12 protein-coding genes are annotated in these 10397 nt (G+C 72.3%); 5 read left to right on the top strand and 7 right to left on the bottom strand.

Going from position 1 to position 10397, the window contains the following annotated elements:
• Positions 1 to 3: 3 nt before the first annotated feature.
• The 3 genes from OMP39_RS11895 to OMP39_RS11885 are packed head-to-tail and all read right to left on the bottom strand — an operon-like array spanning position 4 to position 1274.
• The gene (locus tag OMP39_RS11895; protein ID WP_264891933.1) at positions 4 to 273 is read right to left on the bottom strand and encodes an HPr family phosphocarrier protein; all 270 of its coding nucleotides are present in this window, start codon (positions 271 to 273) and stop codon (positions 4 to 6) included.
• A complete protein-coding gene (locus OMP39_RS11890; protein ID WP_342454858.1) occupies positions 270 to 692 on the bottom strand; it encodes a PTS sugar transporter subunit IIA in 423 nt (140 codons plus the stop codon). The genes OMP39_RS11895 and OMP39_RS11890 overlap by 4 nt, the downstream gene beginning before the upstream one ends.
• Positions 693 to 713: 21 nt before the next feature.
• Positions 714 to 1274, bottom strand: coding sequence for a hypothetical protein (locus OMP39_RS11885; protein WP_264891932.1), 561 nt, complete (start codon positions 1272 to 1274; stop codon positions 714 to 716).
• A 46-nt stretch (positions 1275 to 1320) separates the two neighbouring features.
• Here OMP39_RS11885 and OMP39_RS11880 point away from each other — a divergent pair, with 46 nt between their 5' ends.
• The 4 genes from OMP39_RS11880 (at position 1321) to OMP39_RS11865 (ending at position 4504) form a co-directional block, all read left to right on the top strand.
• Positions 1321 to 2022 carry an alpha/beta fold hydrolase gene (locus OMP39_RS11880; RefSeq protein WP_264891931.1) on the top strand — a complete coding sequence of 234 codons (702 nt, stop codon included), beginning with the start codon at positions 1321 to 1323 and terminating at the stop codon, positions 2020 to 2022.
• Complete coding sequence (locus OMP39_RS11875; RefSeq protein WP_264891930.1) at positions 2019 to 2591, top strand: thioredoxin fold domain-containing protein; 573 nt, start codon at positions 2019 to 2021, stop codon at positions 2589 to 2591. Before OMP39_RS11880 ends, OMP39_RS11875 begins: the two co-directional genes overlap by 4 nt.
• Positions 2592 to 2782: 191 nt before the next feature.
• On the top strand, positions 2783 to 3889 hold the full coding sequence (locus OMP39_RS11870) for a hypothetical protein (protein ID WP_264891929.1): 1107 nt from the start codon (positions 2783 to 2785) through the stop codon (positions 3887 to 3889).
• A gap of 117 nt (positions 3890 to 4006) precedes the next feature.
• Positions 4007 to 4504 (top strand): TlpA family protein disulfide reductase, encoded by a 498-nt coding sequence (locus OMP39_RS11865; protein ID WP_264891928.1) that lies wholly within the window; start codon positions 4007 to 4009, stop codon positions 4502 to 4504.
• Positions 4505 to 4537: 33 nt separating this feature from the next.
• Here the strand turns inward: OMP39_RS11865 and OMP39_RS11860 are convergent, their stop codons facing one another.
• The 3 genes from OMP39_RS11860 to OMP39_RS11850 all read right to left on the bottom strand — a co-directional run bounded on the left by OMP39_RS11860 (position 4538) and on the right by OMP39_RS11850 (position 7675).
• On the bottom strand, positions 4538 to 5377 hold the full coding sequence (locus OMP39_RS11860; RefSeq protein WP_264891927.1) for a DMT family transporter: 840 nt from the start codon (positions 5375 to 5377) through the stop codon (positions 4538 to 4540).
• 152 nt (positions 5378 to 5529) lie between these two features.
• Positions 5530 to 6567: an AI-2E family transporter gene (locus OMP39_RS11855; RefSeq protein ID WP_264891926.1), complete on the bottom strand. Its 1038-nt coding sequence runs from the start codon at positions 6565 to 6567 to the stop codon at positions 5530 to 5532.
• A 55-nt stretch (positions 6568 to 6622) separates the two neighbouring features.
• Complete coding sequence (locus OMP39_RS11850) at positions 6623 to 7675, bottom strand: hypothetical protein (protein WP_264891925.1); 1053 nt, start codon at positions 7673 to 7675, stop codon at positions 6623 to 6625.
• A gap of 211 nt (positions 7676 to 7886) precedes the next feature.
• Here OMP39_RS11850 and OMP39_RS11845 point away from each other — a divergent pair, with 211 nt between their 5' ends.
• Positions 7887 to 8543 carry a response regulator gene (locus OMP39_RS11845; protein WP_264891924.1) on the top strand — a complete coding sequence of 219 codons (657 nt, stop codon included), beginning with the start codon at positions 7887 to 7889 and terminating at the stop codon, positions 8541 to 8543.
• Here OMP39_RS11845 and OMP39_RS11840 read toward each other — a convergent pair.
• Complete coding sequence (locus OMP39_RS11840; protein ID WP_264891923.1) at positions 8502 to 10376, bottom strand: ATP-binding response regulator; 1875 nt, start codon at positions 10374 to 10376, stop codon at positions 8502 to 8504. The two genes, OMP39_RS11845 and OMP39_RS11840, sit on opposite strands and share 42 nt — an antisense overlap.
• Positions 10377 to 10397: the final 21 nt, after the last annotated feature.

Genomic DNA, 10397 nt, shown 5'->3' with positions numbered 1-10397 from the left:
ACTTCACTCGCCTTCGCCGAACCTGTCGTTGATCAGCGCGACGATGGCGTCCATCGCCTCGCGTTCGTCCTCGCCTTGCGTCTCGATCTCGACCTCGCAGCCGAGGCCGGCGGCCAGCATCATCACGCCCATGATGCTCTTGGCATTGACGCGCCGGCCGTTACGGCTCATGAACACCTCGCTCTTGTAGGAGGCGGCCAGCTTCGTGAGCTTGGCCGAGGCCCGCGCATGGAGGCCGAGCTTATTGCTGATGGTGATGGTCGTCTTGATCATTGAGCCGGGGATGGATTCTGCTGGCTCTGCGGCAGCGGGTCGCCCAACTGCATCACGCCTTGCGCGGCCCCTGCGACGGCGCGCGCGGCCAGCGTCTCGATCGGTTCGTGGCGGTAGCACAGGCTGCGCCAGAGCATCGGCACATTGGCGCCGGCCACCACCTTCACGTGCACGCCGTCGGCCAGACGTTGCGCGACGTTGCACGGCGTGGCCCCGAACACGTCGGTGATGATGAGCGCGTCGGGCCGCTGCACCCGTGCCAGCAGCACGCGCGCCTGGGCTTCGGTCTCCTCGACGGGCTGGTCCGGCGGGACGTCCAGCGCCTCGACCGAGGCGGCGCAGTCCGGAAAGGTGTGCGTGGCGCACGCCTTGAGGGCGCTCGCCAGCGGGGCGTGGGCGATGATCAGAATGCCGGACATAGCAGGACGAGCATTATCCGCCTATCGGAGCGCGAGGCCCGCAAAGAACGTCTGCGCCGGTTCCTCGGGCAGTCGCTCGCCCACGACATTGGCCTGATACACCCGCGTGCCCCGCGCGAAGAAGGCGGCCTCCTGCACGAGCGGCCGGCCGTCGGGCCGGCGCGCCTCCAGGCGCAGGTGGGCGGCGTCCGGCTGCGGCGTCATGCCGGGCACTTGCAGGGGCGGCAGCATGTGGGCCACCCCGGGCAGGTGCGTGCTGGCCGCATCGCGCAGCTCGCGCAGGGCCGGCCCCACCTGGGCGGGCGAGGGCAGATCGGCATAGGTGATGCCGAAGGTCAGATCCCCCGCCTGGCAGGCGTACATCCGCATGCGGACTTCGTTGCCCGCCAAGCGCACCGTGCGCTCGTGGCTGCGGGGCTTGCACGGGTACAGGGCCTGCACGCCTGCGTCCTCGGGCTGGACCTGCCGCCAGTCCAGCGCCGGGGCGCAGCCGACCAGCGCCAGCGCGAGGACCACGGCCGCCGAGCGGGCTTGTCGAGCGCGGGCCACGCCGCGGGCAGGCTGCAGGACAATCGGGCGCATCGCTGCATTATGCGCATGCAGCCCCTCGTCTTCGGAGCGTGTAGAGATGACGGATTTCGTCCTGGTCCACGGCGCCTGGCACGGCGCTTGGTGCTGGAAGCGGGTCTTGCCGCCGCTGTGGCGCGCCGGCCATCGTGCATTCGCCGTGTCCCTGAGCGGGGTGGGCGAAAGGCGCCACCTGCTGGGCGCGATGCCGATCACGCTCGCGACGCACGTGGCCGACGTGGTCGAGGTGATCGAAGCCGAGGAGTCGAGCGACTTCGTGCTGGTGGGGCACAGCTACGCCGGCATGGTGATCACCGGCGTCGCCGACCGGCTTGCCGAGCGCATCCGCCATCTGGTGTACCTCGACGCGGTGGTCCCGCAGCCGGGCGAATGCTGGTCCAGCCGGCACAGCGAAGAAACCCGGCAGGCGCGCCGCGAGGCGATCGCGCGGCTGGGGGTCCTGCCGCCGGCCGACCCGGCGGTCTTCGGCCTCGCGCCCGAGGACCACGCCTGGGTCGCACGCCGGCAGACGCCCCAGCCCGGCGGCGTGTACGACGATCCCTTGCACTTCGATCCGGCCCGCGTGTTCGGCCGGCCCAAGACGTTCATCGACTGCCGGGACCCGGCCTTGCCCACCATCGACGTCGCACGCCGCCGCGTGCGCGAAGAGCCCGGCTGGCGCGTGGTCACGCTCGACACCGGCCACGACGCGATGATCAGCGCGCCGGACGACCTGGTGCACGCCCTGCTGGAGGTCGCGTGAAGCTGCGGGCGGCGTGGCCGCCCCCTGGGCGGGAAGCGGGCACGACGAACCGCTCGCGTCGCGCCGTCTGGCAGGCGCTGTGCGGCGGTGCGCTGCTCGGCGCCGTCGCGCTCGCCCGCAGCGGGCCGGCCGCGCTGCCGCCGGCCCGGGCCGAAGGGGCGCAGCAGGGGCGCCTGCCCGAGCCGGCCTCGCTGCCGGCCCTGGCGCAGGCCGCCGCGGCGCGGGGCGAACCGGTGCTGCTGCTGGTCAGCCTGCCCGGCTGCCCCTACTGCGAGACCGCACGCCGCGCCTACCTCCAGCCCCTGGCCCGCGAGCAGGGCGCGGTCGTGGCCGAGATCGACATGGACTCGGCGAAGGCCCTCGAGGACTACGGAGGTCGCGCGTCCACCCAATCGGCCGTGGCCCGGCGCTTGCGGATCAGGGTGGCGCCCACGGTGCTGTTCCTCGACCCTTCGGGGCGCGAGCTGGCGCCCCGGCTGGAAGGCCTCGTGGTGCCCGACTTCTACGGCGCCTACCTTGAGGAGCGCTGGCGGCAGGCGCGCGGGAGCCTGCGCGCCGCCAAGCGCTGAACCGGGGTCGCCCGCCCGGCGGGCGCGTGTGCGCGCCGTGAAAGGGCTCACGGATCGGCGGTGGGCGGCCCCCGTTCGCGGGGTGGTGCAGGTCGAGGGGGCGGCGAAATACTCGGTCTCGTTTGTAACAAGACAAGACGGTCGCGCCCGGGGCCTTGCCAGCCGCGGCGGTGGCCCTTCGAGTCCCGCCCATGCCCGAGACGTCCGACCACCACGATGCCGGCCGCTGGCGCGATCTGGTGATGCAGATCGGCGAGGAGATCGCCGCGCCCCTGACGAGTGCGTTGGAGCGCGTGTACGCACTCGCGTCCACCGGACGCATCGACCGCAAGAGCCTGCGCCAGCTGCGCGAAGAGCTCGAGCGCAGCCGCCAGGTCGGCCTGGCCAGCCAGCAGATCGCACGCTTCGCCTCCGGGCGGGTCCGTCAGTCGCACGAGCGGCTCAACCTCACCCAGACGGTCCAGAACGTCCTGGTCCACCGCCACCGCGAGACGTCGGCGCGGGGCATCGAGGTGCGTCAGGTGCTCAAGCCGGTGGACGTGATCGTCGACCCCACGCTGCTGTTCAGCCTGCTCAACACCCTGCTCGACTGGGCGATGCGGCACGCGCGCTCGACCATCGAGCTCAAGGTCGATGTCAAGAGCTGGCCGGCGCACGCGCGCCTGGCGTGCCGCTTCCGACAGACCTTGCCCGACGAAGCGGCCACCGGTTTCAGCGACACGGTGACGGACTTTCACCTGGACGACATGTCGTGGCGGCTGCTGGAGCACACGGCCGCCGTCACCGGCGTGGTGCTCGGCCGGCACGACGAGGACGGCCGCATCGTCACGGTGGTGGAGTTCCCTCGCACGGTGGACGAGACGCTCGCGGGGCTGCAACTGGTCGAGCTCGACGACGGCTTTCCATCGTCGCTCAACTCCCGCCCCCTCGCCGGCTGCCACGTGCTCGTCGTCGCTTCTCGGCGCGACGTGCGGGTGCAAGTGCGCGAGGCCGTGCGGCACATGGGCCTCGTGCTCGATTTCGTCACCTCGATCGACGAGGCCGCGGCCTTCTGCGCCTCCAGCATCCCCCACGCCGTGGTGTACGAAGCCATCCTGCGCACAGAGCGGTTCAACCATCTGCGCGCCGACATCCTGCGCGACGCCCCCGACGTGGCGTTCATCGAGATCGTCGAGGAAGGGTCGATGTTCGAGATGTCGAGCTTCGGCGGCGCACGCAGCGCGGCCAAGGTCGGGCGCGACGCCCTTCTGGGCAGTCTGCCGTCGGCGCTGGTCTTCGAACTCACCAAGACCCTGTGACGGGGCCGCAGGGCCGTCCGCCAGCGCTCGGGCCGCGCGATTGCGATGGCAGTACCGCCACGCCGGCCAGGGGCGGCCGCTCGCGCGTACACTGCCGGGCGTCTTCGGAGTAGCGAGATGAAGAAACGGGCCTTTCTGGCCGGCGCGGTCCTCGCAGCCGTGGCCGGCACAGGGTATCTGGCGCTGGGCACCCGCGACGCCGCCCCGGCGGTGGAGTACGTGTTGCTGGACGGCACCCGCCAGAACTTCGCCGATCTGCGCGGCAAAGTGGTGCTGGTCAACTTCTGGGCCACCAGCTGCGTCACCTGCGTCAAGGAGATGCCGGAGATGGTGGCCACCTACCAGAAGTACCGTGACCGTGGCCTCGACTTCGTCGCCGTGGCCATGAGCTACGACCCGCCGGCCTACGTCGCCAACTTCACCGAGTCGCGCAAGCTGCCGTTCAAAGTCGCGATCGACAACACCGGCCAGGTGGCGCGCGAGTTCGGCGACGTCAAGCTCACGCCCACCACCTTCGTGCTCGACAAGCGCGGCCAGATCGTCAAGCGCTACGTGGGCGAGCCCGACTTCGCCCAACTGCACCAGTTGGTCGAGAAGCTGCTGGCCGAGGGGTGACGCGGCCGCAGGGCCGGCCGTTGCCGGCGCGCGTCAGCCGCGCGCGCGCATGCCCACCACCGCCGCGCCGACGATCAGCGCCGCGGCACCCGCCACCCAGGGGCTGAACGCGCGGCCGGTGAACAGCATCAGCATCAGCGTGGAGCCCAGCGGCGTCACGTAGCTCAGGATGCCGATGGTGCGCGGGTCCCCGTCCTTCAGGGCCCGGTCCCACAGGAAGAAGGCGGCGCCCAACGGGCCCAGGCCCATCACGGTGACGAGCACCCAGTCGCGCGCCGTCAGCGCGACCGGCTCTTCGAGCAGGGCGTGACACAGGAGCGACAGCAGCCCCGACACCAGGCCGAAGAGCCCGATGGCCGCCGTGGGAAAGCGCGGCACGCGCTTGGTGAGCAGCGAGTAGCTCGCCCAGATGATGGCGGAGCCGAGGGCGGCCAGGTACCCCCACGAGAGCTCGCCAGAGAGCTGCCGACCGCCCGCGATCGCCAACGCCGCGCCGGCGAAGCCCACCAGCGCTGCGCCCAGGTGGGCGGCGTGCAGCTTCAGGCCGGGCAGCAGCACCGGCGAAAGCACCACGATGAGCAGCGGCCACAGGTAGTTCACCAGGTTGGCTTCGACCGGCGGCGCATCGCGCAGTGCAATGAACAGCAGGAAGTGGTAGCCGAACAGGCCGTACAGCCCGAGCGCGACCGTGGGCCCGGGGATGCGCCACTCGCGCCAGCGGGGCCAGGCAGGCAGGCTGCCGATGAGCAGCGACAGGCCCGTGAGCAGGAAGGGCGGCAGGTGCGACAACGCGACGCCCAGCGTCGCCAGCGAGGCCCACAGCGCGATCGCGCCCAGGGCGTAGAGATGGGGAGCAGAGAGATAGCGGGACATGGGCCGCGAGCATACGCGTTTGCGCGACGGGCTGCCGCGCGCGGCCCCGGCTCGGGACGGCGGGGCCCGTATCCGCCACCCGCAAAGCCGCATCCCCGGCGCTCGTGCGAGCGGAAGAAGTCGTGGCGCTTGCCCGCGGCGCACCACGCCCGCTACGCCGACTCCAGCACTGCTTCGACGTACAGCCGCTGCACCAGCACCATCGCCACCACCATCAACGGCGTGGCGAACAGCACGCCCGGCAGGCCGAACAGCAAACCGAACACGAGCGCGGCCACCAGTCCGAGCACCGGTGGCAGCTCGACCGCCCAGCGCTGCACGAAGGGCATCAGCACGTTCTCCTCGATCTGCTGGATGGCGAGAAAGGCGAGGGCCGCGTAGAGCGCTGTGCGAGGCCCCTCGGCGAAAGCCAGCAGCACCGACAGCACCCCGGCCGCGATGGCGCCGAAGAAGGGCACGAAGGCCATGAGACCGGCCAGCAGGCCCACCGCCGCGGCGAGCGGCACTCCCAGCACCGCCAGGGTGAGGGCGGTCGAGACGCCGACGAACAGCATCGACAGCGCCTGCCCCAGCAGCCAGCGGCGCAGGGCGTCGCCGCAGGCCTGCAGGGCCGCACGCACGCGGGCGCGATGCGCCACCGGCACCAGTCGCACCATGCCGTTCTGATAGGGCTCGGGCGACGCCGCCAGGAAGATCGCCATCAGCACCATCAGCAGCAGCGAGCCCAAGGCGTTGAGCGTGAGGCCGGCCACGCTCACCAGGCGGGCCCATGGCGCACCGTCGGCGGCCCCGCGTGCCAGCTCGTTCCACCACTCGAGGACCCGCAAGCCCAGCGGCCGCCCGGCGAGCCACTGCCGCAGCGCCTCCAGCGCCGTCGGCACCTGCTGGCGCAGGTGAGCCAACTGCTGGGCCAATGGCGCGCCGATCGCCCAACCGGCGGCCACCAGCACGCCCGCGACCAGCGCCACCGCGGCCGGCACGCTCAAGCGGGGCGGCACGCGCAGGTGCCGTTGCAGGCGCCCGGCCAGCGCCCGCAGCGCGACGGCCAGCACCGTCGCCCCGAACACGAGCATCACCACGTCCGCCAGGCGCCACAGCAGCAGCGTCAGCGCGATCATCGCGGCGACGATGCCGGCCTTCTGCAGGAACGAGAGCTCTTGCGCGGGGTGACGGGCGGCGGGGTCGGACATGAATGGCCTCCGCCCCGATGAAAGCACCCCGAGTGCCCGCTCCCGCGGGCACCGCTCAGGGGTACACAGGCCCCGACAGGGGATGCGCCAGCACGCGCTGGCGTGCGGCCACCCGGACCCTGGCGGGGCCTTCTATCGCCAGATCCATCAGGTGGAAGAGCCCGGCGGCGGCGCGGGCGTTGAGCCAGCGCTGCAATTCCTGCAGGCTCTCGTCGTCCGGCACAGCCTCGACGACGTACTCGATCGGTGAGCGGTCGTCGCTGCGCTGCTCGAACAGGGCGACGAATTCGCTGCCGACCGTATAGGTGCCGAGATAGCGGCCTGCCTGCCGGCCTTCGCGCCGCAGCAGATCCTCCAGGGCCGCGCGGCTTCCCGCTAGCGGCGCCACTGTCTCGGCCCGATAGGCGTAACGCACACCGTCGCTGCGCTTCTCGTAGAGGCTCGCACCGTCTCGCCCCGTGCGGTCGACCCACCCGCCGCGAAAGGCGTAGCCGCGCTCGCCTTGCGCGTTGAGCTCGGCCAGGAACGCCGCCACCGTGGCCTGCGGGGTGCGCGCCTCGTAGTGGTAGGCCAGGCCCCCAGCGGCGGCCCGCACGAACACTGCCTCCGGCTGCACCGGCAAAGCCCGAGGGTCGGCCACGACGGACCCCTTGAAGCGCCACCCTTGCGCGCCCCGGGCATTGAGGGCGTTCGTCAGCTCGGTGCGGTCGGCCGGGTTCCATGCCTGCCGGTCGTACTCCAGCGCGGCCCGTGCGACGTTCGTCTTGAGGTAGAGGTGCCCGCTCTCGCCGCCTCGTGTGCCCACGGTCCCCAGCCAGGCATAGCCTTGTGCGGCCCGCTGTTGCCATTGCGCCAGGTCGCCGGCAGCCGTGCCGGTGGGCGCTTCGACGGCGTAATGCCCCTCGCTGGGGTGGCCACCGGCTGGTTCGCCGGGGCCCGCCCCGCCGCTGGAGGTATCGACGTCCTCCCCGCTGCCCCCTCCGCCGCCGCACGCGGCCAACGCCACCGAGGCCAGTACCGCGCCCACGAGACGCCGCCGCTCCAGACCCGCGGCCCTCGCCGGCGCGGCTGCCTCGGGCGCCCGCACCCATCCCTCACCTTCGATCATCTGTGCTTCTCCATGTACGTTTCGCGCCGGGCACCCCTCGTGCTCCGGCCAGGCGGCATGGTCGAGGCGACGAGGGCGGGCGGCAACCCGACCTCCGGAGGGTCGATGTAACCAGCTGATTCACCGGGCCATGCAGACTCGACCAGGTGTGGGGCCGGGCCATCCGTGCCAGACTCTCGCCTGTCGTGTTCGGCCCCCCCGCTGCTTGCGCATGTCCGGCTATCTGCTCGTCATCGACGACCACCCCTTGGCCCGTGCGGGCCTGGCCGAGTTCCTCCGCGGACTCGAGAACCTGGAGGTGCGTGTGGCCAGTGGCGAATGGGGCCTGCTGGAGCGCTTGTTCGCGCAGCACGGAGCGCCCCGCCTGGCGGTGATCGACGTGTGGCTGGGCGCGCATCCAAGCGGTTTGGACATGCTGGCGTCGCTGCGGCGGCGCGCGCCCGGCCTGCCGGTGCTGGTCATCAGCGGCGACGAGCGGCCCGAGCTGCAGGCCAGGGCGCGGGCCGCCGGGGCGGCCGGCTTCCTCGGTAAACGCGAAGACCCGGCGATCTTTCGCGCGGCGATCGAGTGCCTGCTGCGGGGCGGCGCCTGGTTCCCTGCGGTCGGTGCGCGGACGGCGGGCGCTGCGCCGCAGGAGTTGCCGGTCACGCCGGCCGAGTTGGGCCTCACCCCTCGCCAGGGCGACGTGCTGGCGCTGATGCTCGACGGCCTGCCGAACAAGCGCATCGCCTGCGCGTTGGGCCTGTCCGAGGCCACGGTGAAAGAGCACGTCGCGGCCATCCTGGACAGGCTGAACGCGACCAGCCGGGTCGAGGTGCTCACCCGCCTACGCGGCCGGCGGCTCGTGCATCGCGGTGTCCCGGTCTGAGGCGGCGTCCCGCGCAGCCTGCCCGCCCACCCGGGTCCGAGCGGGCGGCGGGCCGGCGGCCGGGTTCCCTCGCGAGGCGAGGGAGCCGCCCTCGATCCCGACCGCCCCGCCGGCCAGCCAGTGGCCCAGCACTGCCTCGAGCGTGACCGGGTCCACCGGCTTGCGCAGCACCAGGTAACCCTCTTCCTCGGCGCTGCGCAGTTCGCTCGCTTCCAGCTCGCCGCTCATCATGGCGCCGCGCGCCCCGGGCAGCCGGGCCAACAGGGCCTCGAGCAACTCGAACCCGCTCTCGCCCGAGCGCAGCCGCTGGTCGCACAGGACCACCTCCGGCTCGAAGCCTTGCGCCACGGCGGCGAACGCCTGGGTCCCGTCGGCGACGAGGCGCGCGTCTATGCCGCGGGTTTCCATCCACGCGGCGAGCGCCCGCCGCACCATCGGGTCGTCATCGATCACCAGGCAGCGCCCGCTCAGGCGCCGCGCGGGCGCCGGGGTCCCGGGCGGCCCCTGATCGGGCAGCAACTGCGCCTGCGCTTCGGGCAGCGCCATCCAGAAGCACGAGCCGCGCCCCAGCCGTGAGGCGAGGCCCGAGCGCGCCCGCAGCAGCCGCACGCATTCGGCGAACACCGCCAGTCCGAGACCATGCCCCGCGCTGTCGATCGTCCACGCATGGGTCGATCGGTAGAAGGGCGCATACAGCGCCGACTGCGCGTCGTCTGCCACGCCCACCCCGGTGTCCCACACCTCGATGCGCCATTCGCTGCCGCGCCGACGCAGCGCGAGCAACACGGCCCCCTCGGGCGTGTACCGCAGCGCGTTGTGGATCAGGTTGGAGACGGCGCGCCGCAGCAGCAGGGGGTCGGCCTGCACCACCGCGGCCCGGGCCGGCAGGCGCAGCCGCCACTGCAGTCCGCGCGCCTCGGCATCCGGCCGGAACTGCGCGTGCAGCTCCTCCAGCAGGGGGCCCAGCGCGCACGGGCGTATCGACGGCACGAGGGCGGCCGCTTCGAGCCGCGAGAGGTCCATCAGCGACTCGAACATCAGATCGATGGTCCGCGCGCAGGCCCGCAAGTCGCGCAGCGCCGGTTCCAAGGCCGGATCGCGGTTGCGGCTGGCCAGGGCGTCGGTCAGCAGGCCGAGCGCATAGACGGGTTGTCGCAGGTCGTGGCTCGCAGTGGCCAGGAACCGGCTCTTGTCCTGCAGGGCCCGCTCGGCCCGCTCGCTCGCCTCCCGGTGTTGGCGGGCCAGTTCGGCCGCGCGTTCTTCCAACACCACTTGCTCCACCAGGAAGCGGTGCGTCGAGCGGCCGTGGCGCACGAGCAGGGCCGCGTACAGCACGCACACCGGCAGCATCCACGGCCACTGCGCCGGAAACGCCCACGGCACGGCCAGCGTGGCCACGCCCCACGAAGAGGCCAGGAAGCGAAGAAAGATCGGCCACACCGCGGCGGTGAAGGCCACGGCAGACGCGTTGGCCGCCGCCAAGATGCCGTAGACGAGGATGTCGAACTCGAACGCAGGGCTGCGCCACGCGGCCAGCACGACACAGCTCCACGCGAGCCCGTAGCCGATGGAGGCGCGGCGGAATCGAGGCATCCAACGCGCGACGACGTCCTCGGCCGCTCGGGCGCTCATCTCCGCCCGAAAGCGCCGCCGCAGCCGGAAGACGATGGCCGACACGCTCCAGTAGGCCGCAGCCCATGCCAAGAGCGGCACCAGCGCCGGGCCCTGGCCGTAGACGAGCAGCAGGACCGGAGGCACGACCAGCCCGGCGATCTCCGCCGACACCCGCGTGCCGACGATGCCCAACAGGCGCAAGCGCCCCTCGGGCGACACGGCATCGCCGCCGCCCGGTGC

This window comes from Schlegelella aquatica (assembly GCF_026013905.1).
In the GTDB taxonomy this organism is placed as follows: Bacteria; Pseudomonadota; Gammaproteobacteria; order Burkholderiales; family Burkholderiaceae_C; genus Caldimonas; species Caldimonas aquatica.
This window is presented reverse-complemented; position numbering and strand designations above follow the sequence as displayed.

Coding starts and splice junctions, on each gene's coding strand:
- OMP39_RS11895 (WP_264891933.1), bottom strand. CDS start 273: ATGATCAAGACGACCATCACCATCAGCAATAAGCTCGGCCTCCATGCG.
- OMP39_RS11890 (WP_342454858.1), bottom strand. CDS start 692: ATGTCCGGCATTCTGATCATCGCCCACGCCCCGCTGGCGAGCGCCCTC.
- OMP39_RS11885 (WP_264891932.1), bottom strand. CDS start 1,274: ATGCGCCCGATTGTCCTGCAGCCTGCCCGCGGCGTGGCCCGCGCTCGA.
- OMP39_RS11880 (WP_264891931.1), top strand. CDS start 1,321: ATGACGGATTTCGTCCTGGTCCACGGCGCCTGGCACGGCGCTTGGTGC.
- OMP39_RS11870 (WP_264891929.1), top strand. CDS start 2,783: ATGCCCGAGACGTCCGACCACCACGATGCCGGCCGCTGGCGCGATCTG.
- OMP39_RS11865 (WP_264891928.1), top strand. CDS start 4,007: ATGAAGAAACGGGCCTTTCTGGCCGGCGCGGTCCTCGCAGCCGTGGCC.
- OMP39_RS11860 (WP_264891927.1), bottom strand. CDS start 5,377: ATGTCCCGCTATCTCTCTGCTCCCCATCTCTACGCCCTGGGCGCGATC.
- OMP39_RS11855 (WP_264891926.1), bottom strand. CDS start 6,567: ATGTCCGACCCCGCCGCCCGTCACCCCGCGCAAGAGCTCTCGTTCCTG.
- OMP39_RS11850 (WP_264891925.1), bottom strand. CDS start 7,675: ATGATCGAAGGTGAGGGATGGGTGCGGGCGCCCGAGGCAGCCGCGCCG.
- OMP39_RS11845 (WP_264891924.1), top strand. CDS start 7,887: ATGTCCGGCTATCTGCTCGTCATCGACGACCACCCCTTGGCCCGTGCG.